At 47.4% G+C, this 20,489-nt stretch carries 20 protein-coding genes; 5 read left to right on the forward strand and 15 right to left on the reverse strand.

From position 1 onward, the window contains the following. Positions 1-18: 18 nt before the first annotated feature. The 11 genes from rbsK to BZJ19_RS12585 form a co-directional block, all read right to left on the reverse strand. Positions 19-948, reverse strand: coding sequence for a ribokinase (gene rbsK / locus BZJ19_RS12535; protein ID WP_077675877.1), 930 nt, complete (start codon positions 946-948; stop codon positions 19-21). 82 nt (positions 949-1,030) lie between these two features. Beyond that, positions 1,031-1,924 carry a ribose ABC transporter substrate-binding protein RbsB gene (rbsB, locus tag BZJ19_RS12540; protein ID WP_077458572.1) on the reverse strand — a complete coding sequence of 298 codons (894 nt, stop codon included), beginning with the start codon at positions 1,922-1,924 and terminating at the stop codon, positions 1,031-1,033. 139 nt (positions 1,925-2,063) lie between these two features. Then, positions 2,064-3,053 carry a ribose ABC transporter permease gene (rbsC, locus tag BZJ19_RS12545; RefSeq protein WP_074212378.1) on the reverse strand — a complete coding sequence of 330 codons (990 nt, stop codon included), beginning with the start codon at positions 3,051-3,053 and terminating at the stop codon, positions 2,064-2,066. Next, on the reverse strand, positions 3,050-4,555 hold the full coding sequence (rbsA, locus tag BZJ19_RS12550; protein WP_077675878.1) for a ribose ABC transporter ATP-binding protein RbsA: 1,506 nt from the start codon (positions 4,553-4,555) through the stop codon (positions 3,050-3,052). Before rbsA ends, rbsC begins: the two co-directional genes overlap by 4 nt. A gap of 23 nt (positions 4,556-4,578) precedes the next feature. Next, a complete protein-coding gene (rbsD, locus tag BZJ19_RS12555) occupies positions 4,579-4,998 on the reverse strand; it encodes a D-ribose pyranase (RefSeq protein ID WP_077675879.1) in 420 nt (139 codons plus the stop codon). Positions 4,999-5,354: 356 nt separating this feature from the next. Next, a complete protein-coding gene (locus BZJ19_RS12560; protein ID WP_077675880.1) occupies positions 5,355-5,561 on the reverse strand; it encodes a hypothetical protein in 207 nt (68 codons plus the stop codon). Positions 5,562-5,608: 47 nt separating this feature from the next. Then, positions 5,609-6,013, reverse strand: coding sequence for an META domain-containing protein (locus tag BZJ19_RS12565; RefSeq protein WP_077675881.1), 405 nt, complete (start codon positions 6,011-6,013; stop codon positions 5,609-5,611). Positions 6,014-6,236: 223 nt separating this feature from the next. Beyond that, the gene (gene galU / locus BZJ19_RS12570; RefSeq protein WP_077675882.1) at positions 6,237-7,112 is read right to left on the reverse strand and encodes a UTP--glucose-1-phosphate uridylyltransferase GalU; all 876 of its coding nucleotides are present in this window, start codon (positions 7,110-7,112) and stop codon (positions 6,237-6,239) included. Between the two features lie 111 nt (positions 7,113-7,223). Continuing rightward, on the reverse strand, positions 7,224-9,374 hold the full coding sequence (locus tag BZJ19_RS12575; protein WP_077675883.1) for a polysaccharide biosynthesis tyrosine autokinase: 2,151 nt from the start codon (positions 9,372-9,374) through the stop codon (positions 7,224-7,226). Between the two features lie 70 nt (positions 9,375-9,444). After that, positions 9,445-9,879 carry an arsenate reductase/protein-tyrosine-phosphatase family protein gene (locus tag BZJ19_RS12580; protein WP_077675884.1) on the reverse strand — a complete coding sequence of 145 codons (435 nt, stop codon included), beginning with the start codon at positions 9,877-9,879 and terminating at the stop codon, positions 9,445-9,447. Between the two features lie 11 nt (positions 9,880-9,890). Next, a complete protein-coding gene (locus BZJ19_RS12585) occupies positions 9,891-11,042 on the reverse strand; it encodes a polysaccharide export protein (RefSeq protein WP_420876438.1) in 1,152 nt (383 codons plus the stop codon). A 396-nt stretch (positions 11,043-11,438) separates the two neighbouring features. On the opposite strand from BZJ19_RS12585, the gene BZJ19_RS12590 reads away from it, so the two are divergent. From BZJ19_RS12590 to BZJ19_RS12610, 5 genes are all read left to right on the forward strand, one after another. Beyond that, entirely contained in the window at positions 11,439-11,765 is a 327-nt protein-coding gene (locus tag BZJ19_RS12590) for a hypothetical protein (RefSeq protein ID WP_077675886.1), read from the forward strand. A gap of 70 nt (positions 11,766-11,835) precedes the next feature. Then, positions 11,836-12,516, forward strand: coding sequence for a YjbF family lipoprotein (locus tag BZJ19_RS12595; protein ID WP_077675887.1), 681 nt, complete (start codon positions 11,836-11,838; stop codon positions 12,514-12,516). A gap of 91 nt (positions 12,517-12,607) precedes the next feature. Then, the gene (locus BZJ19_RS12600) at positions 12,608-13,339 is read left to right on the forward strand and encodes a capsule biosynthesis GfcC family protein (protein WP_157891194.1); all 732 of its coding nucleotides are present in this window, start codon (positions 12,608-12,610) and stop codon (positions 13,337-13,339) included. Beyond that, positions 13,336-15,504: a YjbH domain-containing protein gene (locus BZJ19_RS12605; RefSeq protein ID WP_077675889.1), complete on the forward strand. Its 2,169-nt coding sequence runs from the start codon at positions 13,336-13,338 to the stop codon at positions 15,502-15,504. Before BZJ19_RS12600 ends, BZJ19_RS12605 begins: the two co-directional genes overlap by 4 nt. Positions 15,505-15,849: 345 nt before the next feature. Then, positions 15,850-16,863, forward strand: a complete 1,014-nt coding sequence (locus BZJ19_RS12610; protein WP_077675890.1) for a sugar transferase — start codon at positions 15,850-15,852, stop codon at positions 16,861-16,863. A gap of 60 nt (positions 16,864-16,923) precedes the next feature. Here BZJ19_RS12610 and BZJ19_RS12615 read toward each other — a convergent pair whose 3' ends face one another. The 4 genes from BZJ19_RS12615 to tagD all read right to left on the reverse strand — a co-directional run bounded on the left by BZJ19_RS12615 (position 16,924) and on the right by tagD (position 20,435). Continuing rightward, positions 16,924-17,925, reverse strand: coding sequence for an NAD-dependent epimerase (locus BZJ19_RS12615; protein WP_077675891.1), 1,002 nt, complete (start codon positions 17,923-17,925; stop codon positions 16,924-16,926). Between the two features lie 170 nt (positions 17,926-18,095). Continuing rightward, positions 18,096-18,905 (reverse strand): glycosyltransferase, encoded by an 810-nt coding sequence (locus BZJ19_RS12620; RefSeq protein ID WP_077675892.1) that lies wholly within the window; start codon positions 18,903-18,905, stop codon positions 18,096-18,098. Positions 18,906-19,232: 327 nt separating this feature from the next. Then, positions 19,233-20,042, reverse strand: coding sequence for a LicD family protein (locus BZJ19_RS12625; RefSeq protein ID WP_077675893.1), 810 nt, complete (start codon positions 20,040-20,042; stop codon positions 19,233-19,235). Between the two features lie 3 nt (positions 20,043-20,045). Then, on the reverse strand, positions 20,046-20,435 hold the full coding sequence (tagD, locus tag BZJ19_RS12630) for a glycerol-3-phosphate cytidylyltransferase (protein ID WP_077675894.1): 390 nt from the start codon (positions 20,433-20,435) through the stop codon (positions 20,046-20,048). Positions 20,436-20,489 lie beyond the last annotated feature (54 nt).

A 20,489-nucleotide genomic window follows, 5' to 3' on the forward strand; every position in this document is an offset into this window, starting at 1 on the left:
ACTAAGGTGAAATAACGATTAAGCATCTTGATGGGCCAAAAACGCCTCAACCTCTGAACGAGAAGGAATCGAAGTTTGTGCGCCACGCTTTGTCACGGATAATGCCGCCGCGGCATGCGCAAAGCGAATTGCCTGATAAAGTGTCTGTCCCTCTATCAGTCCTGTCACCAATGCCCCATTAAAGGTATCACCCGCGGCAGTGGTATCGACAGCATCGACACGGAACCCAGGAATAAGCTGGCCCGATTGTTCGCCTTTTTCACTCAGCCAGACGCCTTGTTTGCCGAGGGTGATCAGTACAGTCCCTACCCCTTTTTCATGAAGCACGTCCGAGGCCGCTTGGGCGCTGGCGGTGTCTGTTACCGCGATACCCGTCAGGCTTTGGGCTTCCGTTTCATTCGGGGTGATAATATCGACCGCGGCAAGAAGCGCGTCGCTCAGCGGTGCGGCAGGGGCGGGATTAAACACCACCTGTGTCTTTGCCGCTTTAGCATGAAAAGCCGCCTTTTCAATGCCGCACATCGGTGTTTCTAACTGCATCAGTAAATAGTCAGCGTCGGCGATTTTAGTGAGATTATCGCTGATGGTCTCCGCTGTCAGATTGGCATTGGCTTCTGCCGAGAGTGCAATACTGTTCTCACCTTGATCAGTTACTTGGATCATCGCAATCCCAGTCGGCGTATCAGGCTGTACTTTTATCGCACTGACATCCATCCCCTCTTGCGCATAAGACTGACGAATCTGCTGGCCAAAGGCGTCGTCACCCACACTGGCAATGAAGGCAACATCGGCACCGCAACGCACCGCCGCGACCGCTTGATTGGCCCCTTTGCCGCCCGCAATTACGGCATAATCGTGGCCGTGTAATGTCTCGCCCGGACGCGGAAAGTGAGGGACACGTAAAACATGATCAGCATTGACGCTGCCAAGAACAACCAATCGGCTCATTACTATTCCTTACCGTTTTTAAATCAAAAAAGCACCACCCAGTGCGAACCCGATGGTGCTCACTATACGTTTCCCTGACGGCTTATTCAGCGATCGTTTCTTGGCTGATCACCTTAAGCGGTACAGGGATGTAGCTGTCTACCGACTCGCCTTTCAGCACTTTATCCGCGGTTTCGACACCCAGCTCACCAATCATACCCGGTTGCTGAGCGATGGTCGCTGCCAGATGACCACGCTCGACGGCTGCAATGCCATCTTTGGTGCCATCAAAGCCAACAATGGTGACATCTTTGCCTGATGCCTGCACCGCGCGCAACGCGCCAAATGCCATTTCATCGTTCTGGGCGAATACCGCTTCCACATCTGGGTGTGCGGCAAGCAGGTTTTCCATCACATTCAGGCCTTTGGTACGGTCAAAATCCGCTGGCTGACTGGCGAGTAGTTCAACGTCGGTACCTTCAATGGCATCCATAAAGCCCTCACCACGCTCGCGTGCTGCCGAAGTACCGGCAATACCCTCAAGTTGGATCACTTTGGCTCGCTCACCGACTTTGCCGATGATGTATTCCGCCGCCATTTTACTGCCTTGAGCGTTATCAGAAGCAATATGACTCACCACTTCCCCACGGCTCGCGCCACGGTCTAGGGTGATCACCGGGATCTCGGCGCGATTCGCAATACGAATGGCGTTTGAGACCGCATCTGAGTCAGTCGGATTAATCAAAATGGCTTTAACGCCACGGATGGTTAAATCCTCCACATTCGACAGCTCTTTACTGGCGTCGTTTTGCGAATCAAGCACCAAGAGCTCATAACCAAGATCTTGCGCTTTCTGCTCTGCGCCCTCTTTCATGGTGACAAAAAATGGGTTGTTTAAGGTTGAAACCACGATTGCCATTCTATCTTCCGCTTGCGCACTGATGCTTAGCGTTGACGACAGTAGCGCAGTAGTAATCAAGGTAGTCAGTTTTTTCATGTGTTCAGTCCTTTTGTGTTTGTAGGGTATTGTTTTTGCTTACTAATAAAACAGAAGTAAAAGTGTCTGTCCTGCTAAATTCTGCTGCTAACTAAAAGTGCCTGTCCCAACAAGCTATGTCCCAACAAGCTACAAACAGCTATTTGTTTTTGTTATCCACCAGCACGGCGAGCAGAATCACCACCGCTTTGGCAATCATTTGGTAGTAAGACGACACGTCCAGCAGGTTGAGGGCATTGTTCAAAAAGCCGATGATCAGCGCACCAATCAATGTGCCCATGATCTTGCCTTTACCGCCCATCAAGCTGGTGCCGCCCAGCACCACCGCGGCAATCGCATCAAGCTCATAGCCAGCACCAGCAGTCGGTTGTCCGGAGGACAGGCGCGAGGTGACGATGATCCCTGCCAGCGCCGCGAGCATGCCACACAGGCTATACACGCCCACCTTGATTCGATCGACATTAATGCCCGACAACCGCGCCGCCGATTCATTGCCACCAAGTGCGTAAATATAACGGCCAAAACGGGTATGATTGAGCAGATACCAAGCGCCGATAAACACGATTGCCATCAGCCACACGGGGACGGGAATGCCCAACAGGTAGCCGGTACCAAACCAAGCGAACGCATCGGCGGTATCAGTAAAGCCCGTTGAGATGGGGCGACCATCGGTATACACCATGGTGACACCGCGATAGAGGGTCATTGCTACCAAGGTGGCAATAAACGCCTGTACCTTGCCTTTGGCCACCACGACGCCTGTCATGGCACCAATTGCCGCACCTGCAAACAAGGCGGTGGGCACTGCAACTAACACTGGCACTTCGACCGCAATCAAACTCGCGGCAAACGCGCCGCACAGCGCCAACACTGAACCAACACTCAAGTCGATACCCGCGGTTAAAATCACCAGTGTCATCCCCACGGCAATAATCGCGTTTACCGAGGTTTGACGCAGGATGTTAAGCAGGTTGTCGACCATGAAAAAGTTGCTGTTTAAAAATGACATCACCACGATCAGCACCAGCAGGGCAATGAGTGATTTTTGCTCAATCAACCACGCTTTGCTGAACAGGGGTTTACGTCCATCTTCTGACGGCTGGGACTTATTCATTGCATTCTCACTCATGCTGCATCCTCATTGGCATCTTTGCCTACCGCACAGGCAAGCAGAGTTTCTTGGTTGGCGTCTTTGGCATCAAACTCACCGCATACGCGGCCTTCGTGCATCACTAGAATGCGGTCGCTCATGCCAAGCACTTCGGGCATTTCTGATGACACCAAGATGATGCTCATGCCCTCGGCTTTAAATTGGTTAATTAGCTGATAAATCTCTTTTTTGGCACCGACATCGACCCCCCGAGTCGGCTCATCCAAGATCAGCACTTTTGGTTTGGTCATCAGGCCTTTGGCGATCGCCACTTTCTGCTGATTCCCGCCCGATAAGTTGCCAATGATTTGCTCGCGGGTGGGGGTTTTGATGTTAAAAAGACGAATAAAATCATCCACCGCCATCACTTCATCACGCGGCTGTATTTTTCCCCAATGGGTGAGCTTATCGAGTGCACTGAGCGACATGTTGTCTTTCACCGATAAGCCCAGCACCAAGCCCTCGCCTTTGCGGTCTTCAGAGATGTAAGCAATGCCGTTGGCCAGCGCATCTTGTGGGCTCACTGGGTTAATCACCTTGCCATCAAGTCGGATCACGCCGGCTTCACGCGGCATGGCGCCATAGATAATTTTCATTAACTCCGTACGCCCGGCGCCCATCAGGCCCGATACACCCAGAATTTCACTACGGTGTAGCTGAAAACTCACCTCCTCCACCCCGTGGCCGCTGACATTTTCCACCTCAAGGCTTATCCCATCAGGAGTGACGTCGCTTCGCGGGTATTGTTCGGCGAGTTTGCGGCCCACCATCATTTCAATCAGGCCGTCTTCATCGGTATCACTAACGGGACACTCACCAATAAACTTGCCATCACGTAACACGGTGATCCGATCGCAAATCTCAAAAATTTCTTTTAGTCGGTGAGAGATATAAACAATGCCGCAGCCTTGCGCTCGCAGCTCGTTGATCACCGCAAACAGCGAGGCGGTTTCCGTGTCGGTCAAAGCATCGGTCGGCTCATCCATAATGATCACCTGCGACTCAAACGACAGCGCTTTGGCAATTTCCACCATTTGCTGCTCACCCAAGCTCAGGCTGCCAAGTGGCACTGTACTGCGGGCTTTCACATTTAAACGCGCCAGCAGCTTATCAGCTTCTTCCACCATCTTGGCCCAATCAATCTTGCCAAACCGGTTAGTAAACTCACGGCCTAAGAAGATGTTTTCGGCAATGGTCAGCTCTGGGATCAAATTGAGCTCTTGGTGAATAATACTGATCCCCGCTTGCTGCGAATCACGCGGGCCTTTAAACGAGACCGGCTCACCTTGATAGTTCACGTCACCACTGTCGGCGTGATAAATCCCGGTGAGTACTTTCATCAACGTGGACTTGCCCGCGCCATTTTCACCGAGTAGTGCCATTACCTCGCCGGGATAGACATTTAAGCTCGCCTCATCGAGGGCGCGCACCCCGGGAAAGGTTTTTACGACTTGACTGAGTTGTAAGATAGGTTGCGTCATTGTGGTTACTCGCTTAGGCCCACCTAAAAGGTGACACCGGCTTGGAAAATCACATTGGCATAAGGCGTGCACTCTCCGGTGCGCACCACCGCTTTGCTCTGCACCGTGCGTACTTTAAACGCCTCGTGGCTGATCGTGGTCACAGTGATCGGTTGTTGCCGCGCCGCACTCTCTTGCTCTAATCGCGCAAGCAAGGCTTGGTGCAGCGCCGGGCTGACCGCTGCAAATTCTTCTGCGATCACCACCGACTCAATACAGGTATGAGTTAACACCGCCTCGACTGTCTGCATAAAGCTCGGCACCCCTTGGGTCAGCGCTAAATCAATACGCGACACCGAGTTGGGGATCGGCAGCCCCGCATCACACACTGTCAATTCATCGGTGTGTCCAATTTGGGTTACGAGCCGTGCAAGCTCTGGATGGAGCAAACCATGCTTATTCATTCATCACCTTCTCACTCACGATGGACTTAATCAGCGCTCACTGTGCGCTGGCACGTTTTCTTATGATCAGCGTTTTCCCTCAGGAAAAACGCCATCGAAACGTTTCGATATCGACAAATAATGCAGATGAAAGAAAAATTTCACCATCTGTAAACATCACAGATGTGAGAAGGATCGACTATTGATATTGGAATCATTAGCAAAGGGAGAGATAAATCACACAGTCTGTATTGGTAGTACAGTATTGCGTGCTGCAGGAAGAAAGTGAGGTGACTGTCCCGAGAATATCTTGCGCCCGATAAACGATTGACGAGAGGTAATGAAAAGCAGAAAAAGTGCCTGTCCGGTCAATTTAGTTAACTATCGCCCTCTGATTCTTTGTCTGCTTCCCGGTCAGTCAAACCCGGCACCGCTTGGCAAAATGTGCATTCTTCATTAGCCACCGAGGCACCGCCCGCCTCCACATAACGAATCCGGTGACTACCCTTGCTTCGGTTAGCCGACACCGCAAACCGGCGTTTCTCACGCTCGGGGACGGTATTTTTAGTAGGCTTGTCAGTCATCGTTTACCTCATCCGCCTGCCACCGGAAGTCAGTGAAAAACCTTAAACTAGCGTGCCAAGATGCGAATGTTGTCTCCGCTCAGTATAAGTGCACCTGTGTCATCAATATCAAAAGAGTGAATACTTTGCAGTGTATCTAGGAAGTGATTTTCTTGCGTCATTAACGCATCGGAGCATGCCATCATCGTTGAAGCAGCTCGCTCAACCTTGATCGCGCGATTATCAATCGAATAGCCTGCAAAATACCGATTACAACTGGCCATACCGGCTACTCGCCCTTCATTGTTAAAATCCATCGTAATACGCGAGTTGTCGATGATGCCCTGGTTGTTTATATCTTCAACCACCCAGGTTTTGCTTACTAATGTATCAACAACGTCTGCAGTGGGTTGACTCACGCAACCAGTAATCATCATCGCTACTAGTGCTGGTAGTAAAAGTTTAGTCATCATTGCCCCCTTATCATTACACTCTATCGCGCCAACGCGTCGTTAAAATTGCCAATCTCTCAACGCTAGTTGAGACCACTAGCCGGAAAGAGAGCCAAGATAAAACCACAGCTTCGAGTAATATGCGACATTTATAAAAGTGCCTGTCCTCATAAATGGCCCTCATAAATGAGCATGAAAAAGGCGCCATTAAGGCGCCATAATCGGTCAATAGAAGAGTCTTTCGTTACGCGGGGACAGGTATCTCTTGGCGTTGCTCAGCGCTTTCGGTTGGCTTACCGAGATATACATGCTGATACGCGTAGTTTGTCGCTTCGATGTAGCCTTCTACCGAACCACAATCGAATCGCTCGCCCTCAAATTCATACGCAAGCACACAGCCGCGTTTCGCTTGTTCAAGCAAGGCGTCAGTGATTTGGATTTCGCCACCTTTGCCTGGCTGCGTGTTTTCCAAAATCTCAAAAATATCCGGCGTCAGAATATAGCGACCAATRATCGCCATATTACTCGGCGCCTCTTCTGGCGCGGGTTTTTCGACCATGTTGTCCACTCGGAACAAACCTGATTCTAACTTGCTCCCGCTAATTACCCCGTACTTATGCGTCTCAGTTTCAGGGACACGTTGCACCGCCACAATCGAGCAGCGATAGTGGTTGTAAAGCTCCACCATTTGCTTAAGCACAGTGTCACCACCCAGATTCAAGCAAAGGTCGTCAGCAAGAACGACGGCGAACGGATTGTCCCCCACCAACTGTTTGCCCGTGAGAATCGCGTGGCCTAACCCTTTCATTTCGTTTTGGCGAATATAGGTGTATGAAGCAGATTGGATCAGCGCACGCACGTCTGTCAGCAAGGCTTCTTTTTTGGTGCCGCTGATTTGATGCTCGAGTTCGTAGTTTTTATCGAAATGATCCATCAAGGCATGCTTGCCGCGACCAGTCACAATGCCCATATGTTTTACGCCAGCTTGAATGGCTTCATCAACGCCGTATTCAATCAAAGGCTTATTCACAATCGGCATCATTTCTTTAGGCATAGATTTGGTGGCCGGTAAAAAACGCGTGCCATAGCCTGCTGCAGGGAATAAGCAGTGCTTGATCATGTTCGCTCCTAGCTGTCTAACATTTGTTATTGTTCGGAATCGTTCAGTGTTCCGTTAGAAAAAAACAGGCAATGCATCAACACATTGCCTGCTGCATAGAGAGGGGATAACTTACTGATAGCTGTAGTTGTAGTAGCCGTAGTTTCCACCGTAGGTGCTTGCAGCTTTACGCACGACCCCATTGAGTACGAAGCCTTTTACGTTTACGCCGGCTTGCTCAAAACGCTGTTTAGTGACTTCAATTTCTTTAATCGGATTCACACTGAAGCGTCCCACCAGCAAGGTTGTTCCCGCGTGAGCACCAACAATCGCTGCATCTGTCACCGCCAATACCGGCGGTGTATCGATAATGACAATATCGTAGTGCGCGCTCGCCCAATCGAGCAGCTCTTTAAAACGCGGATGCATCAGTAGTTCTGACGGATTCGGCGGCACCTGACCACGCGTCATCACATCCAAGTTTTCTAGGACCTGCTTTTGCACAACGCCGTCAATATCGAGCTTGCCAGCTAGATAGTCGGAAAGTCCGTTGTCTGCTTTCTTACTAAACTGCTGATGCAAGAAGCCTTTGCGCATATCCGCATCAATCACCAACACGCGTTGTCCGCTTTTCGCCAAGACACCCGCCATATTGGCAGAAACAAACGACTTACCGATGCCGGGACTTGGCCCCGAGAACATCAAGATATTGTTTGAGGCTTCCATCATCGCAAAATGCAAGCTGGTTCGCAGACCACGCAATGCCTCAATAGACAAGTCCGCCGGATTCGCGGAGGCAAGCAAGCTTTCGCTGGCAGCATGCAGCGCCTTTTTCTGGCGTTTCTTCTCAATCTCTTGCTGGGTTTCGGAAAGCGGCACACTGGCATAGACAGGCAAGCCAATGGCTTCAATATCGTCTGGGTTTTCAACACCGCGATGGAACGCCGCTTTTAATAGCACCACACCAACACCGATCATGCCGCCAAGCAAGGTTGCAATCACAGCAATGAGCGGCTTTTTCGGTTTAACCGGTAGCTCAAAGGTTTGCGCATCGTCAATAATACGTACGTTACCAACGGTACTCGCCTTCATGATGTTGAGCTCTTGCACCTTGTTCAAAAGCTGCACGTAAATGGCTTGATTCACCTCAACATCACGGGTCAGACGTAAAATTTCACGCTGCGTTTTGGGAAGCTTTTGCGTTTGGGCTTCAACACGCTTTTTCTCACCCAACAAGGTTTCACGCTTATCCAGCAAGGCGAGATAAGCCGGGTGTTCCTTGGTGAATTTTTGCGCCAACTCGCTTTCTTTAAACGTAAGCTCATTGAGCTGTTTCTCCACCGACAGCATGGTGTCAAGTGAGGCTTTCGCTTCTAGCGATAAATCAACCGAGTCGTTTTCTTGGCGGAATTTGTTGAGCTTGTTTTCTGCTGTCGTCAGCTCGGCTTTCACGCCAGGCAAATGCCCTTTCAAAAACTCTAAGCTTTTTTCCGCTTCCGCCGCATCACGCTTCACGTTTTGCATAAAATAGTTTTGCGCAATATCGCTGAGCACTTTTTCAATCAGAGCTTTATCTTCCCCTTGATAGGAAAGCGTCAGAATACCGGTTTGCTTACCGCGCTCACTAACGGACAACTCATCTTGGATCGCTTTAATAGCGCGCAGACGGCTCATTTTAGACACCGTAAATGAGTCACCTTGGTCAGCTTTCAGCTCAGTAACAAATAGATGAAAATCATTATTGATTACCGCTTTGCCCACTTGCCCTTTCAGAACAAGTTCATCATCACTGTTATACAGCGAGTATTGCCCTGGGGCATCAACGGTTAAGTGAAAGGGTTGCTGCTGATAGTCTTGAGGGATCTCGAACCGACTGATCGCGATCTGATTTTGGTCGCCAGTGAGGCGTGCCAGCCCCTTGCCTACGAGAGGAAAATAGTCGGGAGACGCCACGGTGGTGAGATTAAACGTATCGACCGTTTGACCTAATACCATGCGAGAGCGGATCAACTCTATTTCGGTACTCGCCGAGCTGTCGGTGGCAAACAAACCACTCGCCCCTTCACCGAGAAGCGATGACATGCCGCCTTCTTTTTGCTCGACTTGGATCAATGCATCCGCTTTATAGATTGGCGTAGCTAAAATTGCGAACGCTACTCCCACTACAGCAAACAAAAGGGTACAGGCAACAATTACCCACTTGCCATCAATCAAATGGCCAAGCAATTTACTTAAGTCAATTTCATCGTCGGATGACGCTGTATTTTTTATATTTTGGTTCATTTTATGCTCTTGGGTCCTCTAAGGCATTCACTTTCCCGTCATGACCACTGCAACAACGCAGAGGGCCCGGTTAACGCAGTACATCACACCATTTGTGTGCCGCTTGGGCGATCAAATCGTATGCATAATCAAAGGCCTCATCGCTTTGGCGATAAGGGTCTGGAATATCCTTAGTTTGTGTCAGGTAGTGACCAAATAACATAGTCTTCCCTCGGGCTTCAGGGGCTATGCGACACACGTCTTCTTTGTGCTTCGACTCCATCACCAGAATCAAATCATATTCATGGCACATCGATGCGGTAAGTTGTCGGGCCTCGTGGTCGCCTAAGTCTACACCGTGCTTAGCAGCAATACGTGATGCCTGCTCGTTGGCCGGCTTACCAACTAAGGCGCCCACACCCGCAGAATCAATGGTTTTAGTCGGTAGGCCTTGGCGCAATATCCGCTCTCCAGTTGGAGAGCGGCAGATATTACCAACACACACGACAAGAATTTTATTAAACATGATGGACTCGCTTATCGTGGCCAAGTATCGACACGAAGCGCACCTTCGGTCAGCTCATTAAAGCCAGAGATAGTTGGCAGTAGTGAACGGATGACACGGTTCCAACGCGCAATCGGAGCTGCAGTCACATAGACCACATCATACGGTTGCAAATCAAATTCAGTGCCGACCGCCAAGGCAGTGGCATCTTTAACATTCAACTGGAACACATCCGCAACGGGCTCAGATTTGTCGTAACGAGGGCTGTTTGGCGTCTGGCGAGCTGTACTACGAATCACAAAAATACCAGTTGCATCGGCTTCTAGCTCATCAATGCCACCCACAGAGGTTAAGGCTTCAGTCAAGCTCATGCCGGTACGATCAATTTTCAGCATTTTCGGATCGTTCACTTCACCAAGCACAAAGACTTTCTGGCCATCATTACGAGGGATGTGCAAGATATCACCGTCTTTGAGTAGGCGGTTTTGGGTTAAGTCGCCTTTTTGCATTAATGCATACAAAGACACACTTTCTTCTTCGCCACGCTTGGTCAAGGTGACATTGCGCCAATCTGCAAACTCGGTGATCCCACCAGCACGGTTAACTGCATCCAAAATGGTGGTTGGGATATTAGTGATCGCCTGATAGCCCGGCTTTTTCACTTCACCGGTGATATAGGATTTTTGCGAGCGAAACGCGGCCACGTTGACATCAACTTGCGGTTTTTCAATATAAGTCGCCAGACGCTTAGCAATATCATCACGCACTTCTTGTACCGTTTTGCCCGCGACGGCAACTTGACCGATATATGGGTAGAAAATGGTGCCATCGGCATGTACCCAGTTCCCCGCTTCAGCCGAACTACGGTACGAGCCCGCTGGAATGGTCAGCTCAGGGTGGTCCCAAATAGTGACGTTTAATACATCACCGGGGCCAATTCGGTATTCATAATTCTGAATTTGTGAATCTAATTCAGAATTTATTTGGGCAAGTACGCGGGCACGCTGACTATTTAGTTGCTTAATGTAAGAAGGGGTCAGTGGATAAATATTTACCTGGGTAGATAAATCCTCAGCGGGCTGGCCCACGATATTTTTATCGCTCGGATCAAAATGAGAACCCGGCATTGTACATCCTGCCAGAGCCAGTGAGCTCATAGCGACAAAACAAATAGGTTTTAGCACAACGTCATCCTAATTCTTGTTGTTTATTCCGCTGAAATACTTTTAATTCAAAGGCTTGTTATTGTTGTCCTTTTGACAAAAGCGCTTTTTTACACGCATTCACAGCACCAAATCGAACAATAAATAGCCAGATTTTTTGACAAAAAGTGGTACTGAGTCTACGCCCAGTGATGTCAGAATGCGGATAATACAGACATTAGTAAATGAAATAAACCCCGCCCGATTTCATAGCAACACCCGACCGCAAGATATAATACTGCTGTAACTCATCGATATTTATGGCAGAATGCGCAAAAGACGTAGGCCTCGCATTTACAAGCTAAGGTTAAATCGTTAGGTTAATGCTCTGTCTGCTTTAGTAGACGTTGTTTAAGCAAATCATCCATGGAGAGAATTATGAAAAAAGTAGCAACGGGCATTATTGCCATGCTGTTTGCTGCAAGCGCCATGGCTGCCGGTGAAGCGTCAAGCTCAACCGCAGCAGGTAGCAGCAGTGCAAGCGCAAGCGGCGCTGCCACTTCAGCAAGCGCAGGCACAGCCGGTACTGCAGGAGCAGGTGCTGCTGGTGCTGCTGGTGCAGGTTCAACTGCATTTGGTGGTCTAGGTATCGGTGCTGTTGCAGCCGGTACTGCCGCTGTAGCAGCAGTCGGTTCAGTGGTTGCAGCAGCTGGCGACAGCGGTACGACTGGTACCACTGGCACCACAACGACTGTTTCTCAGTAATCGTGATGCTCAACCCAACAGCCGCTTTCGGGCGGCTGTTTTTTGCTTAAACCTCGATGTATCTACCCACATGACACACTTCAAGCTTTTTTCCTCCACGTTACTTTTTCTCACGCTTAGCGGCTGTACGCAGCAAGCCAGCAACTTAGCCGACACTTATAGCCTGCTATACAAAGGCTTCCCAGATGCGCAATACAGCCAAGAAGAGATCCAAGCATTACCTTATGCCAGCATCTATGCACGCTTAGGAAATGGCCCTCGCGGTTTTTTGGTCTTAGCCTACGCTGAGCCCTATGCGCACAATCAAACCGCGTTAAAGTGGATGTCTGCCGACCGCGAAGTGATTGAAACTGTCTCTGGTCGTATTGTTAAAACACTAAAACTTCCTGGGACCAATTTAGCCAAGCTCGACAGTGACACGCCCGACCCACTCGCGCTCGGTCTGCTCAATCCGACCACGCCTGCTAACTGGCAATTTCGCATCGACTTTGTCCCCGGTTATCATTTCGGCTACGACGCATCCAGCACCTTTGAAAACAAAGGTGCTGACCAAGTGGCCATTAATGGCATCATGCATAACGCTGTTTTCTTTGAAGAAACCGTCACTATCGCCGCACTGGATCACACTTACACCAATCAGTATTGGCTAGCGCCAACCTCAGGAAAGGTGCTCAAAACCATTCAGTACCCCGCTCCCGATATGGATGCGATAAGCGTCACCTTCCTAAAAGCGTATCAGGGGGCGCAATAAGATGATGAATCAGTCAATGACATTAGACTTTTTTAAAACCTCGTCTCACTCCATCAGGCGGTGTTTTTTTAACCTCGTGCTCTCAAGCAGTATGGCCGTCGGGTTGATATTGTCACCACAGGCAATCGCACAGCCTGTTCCGCTGCAACATCAAATCACCGTTGACGATCAAACCATCGACTACGACACGCCGCCCCGACTCAGCGATGCGGTGATGGAAGCGCTCAAACGCACTCAAACCAACATCGCCGATGTTTACTGGCCCGGCGCGGGCTTGTACGACATTACCCTACCTAGCCGCCTCGCACTAACAGGGATGGCTGCTGCTGAGAATCAAGTGATCATTCAAACCGGCCAGCCAAAGCAACGCTGGCGACAACTGGTCCGCACACTGAAAACATTTACCGTGGAGCGTCGAGCTAAAGTCTCACTCGACCCTGATCTTACGCGCGTCGACATCAGTAAAAACCCGCGTTTGGATGGCCAGTGGCGACTCGTCTTTCCTCAGCGTCCTGATCATGTATGGGTGTTGGGTAACGTCGCGGCTCCCGGTCAATACCCTTGGAAAGTGCGACAAGGTGCGGCTGATTATCTCGATCACGCCAATGCCAATACACTAGGCAAATCTTACGCTTGGGTGGTACAGCCTGATGGCGCGGTTGAAAAACACGCTATCGCATATTGGAATGCATCACACCAAGATATTGCACCGGGTGCGGTGGTTTACCTGCCCCTGCCAGTAAAAGGACTGGCGTCTTATCCTGACACGGTTGATGCTAATCAACTTGTTCTCGACTACCTCAGTAACAGGCTTCCAGAATGAAAACCGCTGTATTTACCCATTCTGCTCTTGCAGCCGCATTGATCTGTGCGTACTCCGCGCATGCAGACAGTTTTTCGTACCCAAGTCTTTCGTATTCACAAACCGATTTTGGCGGTGTTGGCTTAATGCAAATGCCCTCGGCGCGTACCGCGCCCGAGGGGGGATTTAGCCTAGGCACCACCTACAACGAAGATTACTTGCACTATCATGCCTCACTGCAACTGTTTCCTTGGCTAGAAACGACCATTCGCTATACCCAAGTGCACGATGTGCTGTATAGCCCCAACCCCGACTTTAGCGACGACAACAGCTATACCGATAAAAGTATCGATGCCAAGCTCACCCTACTGAATGAAAGCTACTGGCTGCCTGAATTGGCGGTTGGGGTGCGCGACTTAGGCGGTACCGGTTTATTTGACGGCGAATACATCGTAGGTTCCAAACGCGCGGGACCTTTTGATTTTACCTTGGGAGTGGGCTGGGGATACTTAGGCAACCGTGCCAATCTACGCGGCGATAAAAATCTCGGCAACGATTGCGACCGTAATACCGGTTATACGGGGACTGGCGGCAACGTCGACCTTGATCGTATGTTTACAGGCTGTGTGGCACTGTTTGGCGGGGTAGAATATCAAACGCCTTTTGCCCCCTTGTCGCTCAAGCTTGAATACGATGGCAATGACTATCGCTCAGACTTTCCAACCTCAAGAGAAGGCGTATCACTGCCAGCCGACTCGCCATGGAATGTAGGCTTAGTCTATCAGCTCGCACCGTGGGCTGATATGCGCCTTAGCTATGAACGTGGAAATACCTTCACCGCGGGACTAACGCTGGTGAATAACTTCAGTGAAGCGGATCCTTTTTGGCTTGACGACCCGATAGTAGCCTACAACCCAAGCGAGACAACCCGTGAGTTAAGCGATACCGAATGGCAGCAGTTAAGTGAGCAGCTCGCGAAAAATGCCGGTTACACCGACAATCGCGTTTATTACGATGGTGAACAAATTACCGTCGCTGGCGAGCAAAATAAGTACCGAGATCGCAGCGAAGCTCATGATCGTGCGGCACGCTTACTGGCGAATACCGGCCTTGATGCCACGCGCTATAAGCTGATTGAAACCAAAAATCGCCAACCCATGACAGAAACCATCATTGATGCCAACCGGTACGCGAAAATTGCAAGCTATGGCTACGTCGGCGCTGACATCAAGGATGCGACGGGAACTATCGCCGCGCGCTCACCACAAGGTGCGCTGATGGGCCATGCCGATGATAATTTCCGCGCTGGCCTTGCGCCTAAACTGCGCCAATCGATTGGTGGGGCGGAAGACTTCTATCTGTACGCTGTCGGGGTACTCGGAACCGCGGAATGGTTTATGAACGATCACATCGTCGCCTCTGGCGAGGTGTACGCCAACCTGTTCGATAACTATGACAAGTTCAATTACACCGTACCGCCTGATGGTACAGACTTAAAACGAGTACGCACACTCACCCGCCAATATATTGATGAGCGCTACCGTATTACCAATTTACAGCTCACCTACTTTGATAAGTTTGGCGCCAATTGGTACACCCAAGCGTACGGCGGTTACCTTGAAGACATGTTTGCCGGTATGGGTGGCGAAGTGCTTTATCGTCCTTACAACAGTGACTTTGCGCTAGGGGTAGACATTAACTACGTCAAACAGCGTGATCCAAGCTCCGTGTTTGGCTTGTTTAGCCAAGAGCGCCAGTACAGTGACGAAGACCAACGCTATTACCGCGTTCAAACCGGTACAACGACCGGCCATGCAACCTTATATTGGCGAGAGCCACTTGGCCTATTTGAAGGCACTATGGCGAAAATAAGTGCGGGACGCTACCTCACCGATGATATTGGTGTCACGATTGATGCCTCTAAACAGTTTGATAGCGGGATCATTGCTGGCGTGTTTGCGACCAAAACTGATCTTTCTGCCGAAGAGTTTGGCGAAGGTAGCTTTACCAAAGGCTTTTATATCTCGATTCCCTTCGACTTATTGTCTGTTAAACCCAACACCAGCCGTGCAACTATCTCTTGGCTGCCGCTACAACGCGATGGCGGACAAAAACTGGGCAGAAAATATTCGCTTTATGAGATGACAGATGCCAGATCGCCTTGGAGCACTCGCCCTATTCAATAATAAAACCGCCCGCTTTATGCGGGCTTTTTATTATTAATAACATCATTAGTGTTTTATTTTTGAGAAACTAACAATAATACTAATAAGCTTTTCGAAAGCGCTTAAATTACCAGCAAAAACAATCATTCATATAACACTTAAAAGCGTGCAGCGGCTTTATTATATGGTGCTAGTCCTGTAAGATACTGCCCGTTCATTAACATCTAAAAGCTAAGCAGCTCTCCGGTGAGAGTAGAAGACAATCACAATTATTATTAGTTTAGCACAGCTCTGACGTGATGCTAACGATACGATAACACTCACAAGCAAAGCTTTTCACTAACACAACTTACTTTGGSTAGTAGCATGACCGATACAATTTATCACGAGCCCGAGACCCGTGAACTAACGCCCCAAGAAACACCAACAGCACCAAAAACGGGAACATCTGATTTTATTTATCGCCCTACGACTGATTATAGTCACTGTTCTGTTTTTATCTATTGCCCTCATGAAGACGTTGAGGCCCTCACCAAAATCTTGCAGCGCCATCCCGATCTCAAAGCCTGTATAAACTGTTATGATCTTCGTGACTTCAAAAATAAAACACTGTGTCACTTCAAAAGCGCGTATCTGTCACACGAGCAACAACAGTTTTTAATTGGTGCCACTGAGCTAGGTGCTTGGGTTGAGCCACTGGTTAGCTACTTTGATAGAACGATTGGCTACACGGAAACCGAACTACTTCATAGCGGCTATTTTTTGCACCAAAAAGCATTCTCTATTCTTTCAGAGCGAAAGAATGGTTTACAAAAGCGCGCTATCGACCTTTTATTTGCGACTGCAATTGGCCTTCTCGCCTTACCAATTGGCGTGATTACAGCACTACTCATCAAGCTTGAATCCCCAGGCCCTATATTCTTCAAGCAAAAGCGTACCGGCCAGTACAATAAAGAATTTAACGTGATTAAATTTCGCTCTATGCGCAATGATGCTGAAAAAAATGGCGCACAGTGGGCGACGAAGAACGATGCCCGCGTCACCAGAGTGGGCAATTTTATTCGTAAAACCCGCATCGACGAGCTACCGCAGCTGATTAATGTATTTAAAGGCGAGATGTCACTGGTGGGTCCGCGCCCAGAGCGCGAAGTGTTTATTGCAGAGTTAGAGAAGTCAATTCCATACTATCGCTTTCGTCATGCTGTAAAGCCGGGTGTCACTGGGCTGGCACAAGTTAAATACCCTTATGGCGCCTCAGTGGAAGATGCGATTTGGAAACACAAATATGATGTCTATTACATCAAGCATCAAACATGGAAAATGGAACTGAAGATCTTAGCATTGACAGTGAAGACAGTTTTATTTGGAATGGGTAGATAATTAATAAAAAAAGGAGGCGAATAGCCTCCTTTTTTTATCTTTAAGATATACGCGCCGATATTATTTATAAAACGCTTTGTACCACTCTACCAATTCAGTCACACCCTGTTCGAGCGAGACTTGCGGTTTATACCCTGTCGCTTTAAATAAGTCTTGTGTATCCGCGTAAGTTTGATAAACATCACCAGGCTGCATTTCACGGAAGTTCTTTTTCGCCTCAATGCCAATAGTACGCTCAATGCATTGAACAAATTCCATTAAATTCACTGGCGAGCCATGTCCGATATTATAGACGGCATAAGGCGCAGAGCTAGAAGCTGGCGTGCCTGCTTCAACGGTCCAATCATTGTTGCGTGATGGAATAACATCCGCAATACGCACTACGCCTTCAACAATATCGTCTACGTGAGTGAAGTCGCGCCACATATCACCATTGTTATTAATATCAATGGTTTCACCTTTTAAAATCTTATCAGTAAAAATAAACGGCGCCATGTCTGGTCGACCCCATGCGCCGTATACCGTAAAGAAGCGAAGCCCTGTCGTCGGGATATCGTACAAGTGCGAGTAGCTATGGGACATAAGCTCGTTCGACTTTTTCGTTGCCGCATACAAAGAGACGGGGTGGTCTACCGAGTCTGAAGTTTCAAACGGTACCTTTGCATTTAGACCATAGACTGAGCTCGAAGAAGCGTAAATGAGATGTTTTACCTTCGTTTGACGACAGCCTTCCAACACATTCAAATGTCCCACTAAGTTGGCATCCGCATACGCATGTGGATTTTCAATCGAATAACGCACCCCTGCTTGTGCAGCCAAGTGAATCACCCGATCAAATTGATGCGTCTCGAACAACGCTGCCATTTTCTCGCGGTCGGCAATATCAAGTTGTTTAAAAGTAAAATTTGGGTGCTCGATGCGGGCTAGGCGCGCATGCTTTAACGATACATCGTAGTAGTCATTCAGGCTATCTACACCAATAACATGATGGCCAGCGGCCAAAAGCTTTTCTGCTGTCGCGCTACCAATAAACCCGGCCGCACCAGTGACAAGATATTTCATTGTCAATTCCTTGTTTTTATCTAGCTAATTGATAGCCATTAGTAAAGTGAAGGCTACTATTCAATATAAACAGAAAAACAGTTATACTTTTCGTCTATTATAATAAAACGCGTGAACCCACTTAACATATTCGGCAAGTAATATACCTAGCTACTAAGTAGCCATGATAATCATCTCAGATATTTATACGTAGCACGAACTAAAAATACTGGCACCACGCGCACAGGAATTCTTAAAAGTAACGCTTTGCAATACTCGCAACCAGTCAAAAAACGTAGGCTCCTAAATCTATTAAGAAGTGCTAACTCACTTTTCGCATAAGAAATACCACTACGTCGTTCCAATTGAGCCATTCCAGCACGCATAAGTACCAAAGGCTCCTGAATATTATAAAACTTACTCCCAGTGAGTAACATCCTGACCCATAGGTAATAGTCCTCGAACCACATCATCTTTCTATATCCACCGGCTTTTTCTACCGCTGACTTTTTATACATAACTGCTGGATGATTAATAGGGTTTCGTAATTTTGCATATTGAGCTATGGCGTCATGATATTCAGGAATCTTTCTCGTACCGGTTGCAAGTGAAGGAGCCACATCAAACTCAGTAATCCAAGCACTACAAATATCAACGTCTTCTTGCTGTAAAGTAACTAACTGTTTCTCAAAGCGTTGCGGGAGAGCTATATCGTCAGTATCCATCCGAGCAATTATTTCATTAGAGCAGTATTTCAACCCAATATTTAATGCATCACCCAAACCAACATTTTCTTCCAAAGGTATACATTGTAATATATTACCTAACTTATCTCTCCAGATAGAAATGACATCATCAAGTTCTGGTGTCAACGGACCATCTTTAACCAAAACAATCTCATTAGGTTTAAGAGTTTGCTCATCCCAAACACTACGCATCGCTTGATTTAACCAATCAGCATCTTCTTTGAAATAAACAGACATTAAAACAGAAAATTCCATTATTTATTTCTCATTCTATACCAGTAAGATTACTTTTTTAAATGGAGTACCGTATGAAGTCCGCATTTCAATACCGAAAAACATAAATCTAGATCTGGCCAGTAATCCCATTAAGCCCCTCCTAGAGCCCTGCCAATAGCAGTCGGATATTTTAATTTAATAATCGTACTTGGCGGACCATTATAAGTTAATAGAAACACCTCTATTCAATCACCAACACTTATATAACTTCATAAATCATCTATTAGTAAAATAGTAATTCCTTTGTGAACACCTCAACCATAAACGTTATATTAAGAGAACGTGATAGAGTTACAGGAAAAATAACTAACCTTTTACTTCAACAATTCTTCCAATATGTTCAGGCACTCTTTTTTCTTCTGGAGGAAGCTTCATATAATCTCCGTAAACTCTTGAAAGCCAAAAATCTGCATCACTAACACCCCAGAATTTTTCACCCTCAAATTCATATAAAGTCTTTTCCTTGAAAAGAGATTTAGAAGCTATCTCTTTAGGCCCCCATGCTCCATGAAAGTTTGCCCAATATGTTCGATTAGAAAATTTATTAGGAATAGTTGTTTGCATGAAATTCATCAATGAATATAACACCTTCAAAGATAAAATTTGAGTTACATAAGCAGCTAACTTAATAATAAACCCTGACACTTTATTTCTTTTCTTGAGTTTAAATGAAAACGTTTTTAGAATAAATAGCTTTTTTAAAAGGCCAATAGCGTTAAACTGCAGTTTTTGCAAGCGTGGTGCTTCAAAAACATAATCGAGAGGAAAGACATCAATCCATAACCCTGTGACAAATGGTTTATAAAAAGACTCTTCTACAATAAACCCTTGGTGACAAAACTTTGCATACGGATAAATATAGTCTTCTGTGTACTCGATCGATTTTAGCTCAAAACCTTGTGGTACATTGGCAGTGAGCGTTAAAAGTCTTTCGTAATCTGCTCTTGGCATAGCAACGTCAAAGTCATCATCCCAAGGTATAAATCCTTTATGCCTCACAGCACCTAATAACGTGCCGCCCAATAAATAATACTCTAAACCGTTTTGCTCACAAAACTCATGAAAGTTCTTCATTGTCTCCAAAAGATATTTTTTTATCCATAATGAATCTTCCATAACTCAGCCTTTTATCCCTGCTTTAATCTGAGTAGTACTTACTTCAGGTGTTCTAGGCAAATACACAACTTCGCAGTACTCTTTTAAGAAATCGAACTTCCCTTCCCAGTCATCACCTATTAAAAAAGTGTCAACATGGTACATTTTCACATCATCAAATTTTTGTTCCCAATTATGTTCCGGTATAACCAAATCAACATATCGAACAGCTTCAAGTAAATGTTTACGTTTTTCATAATCAAAAAAACATTTTTTCTGCTTATATTTCCAATTAAACTCATCAGTAGAAAGAGCAACTATCAAATAGTCGCCTTGCTGTTTAGCTCGACGCAATAAATTAATATGCCCATAGTGTAACAAATCAAATGTTCCGTAAGTAATAACACGTTTCATAGTACTCCTTGCGTTAATTTATTATAAATGACAACTTAAAATCCATCGAAAAAC

Origin of the sequence: Salinivibrio proteolyticus, assembly GCF_001996165.1 — a bacterium.
Taxonomy (GTDB): Bacteria; Pseudomonadota; Gammaproteobacteria; order Enterobacterales; family Vibrionaceae; genus Salinivibrio; species Salinivibrio proteolyticus.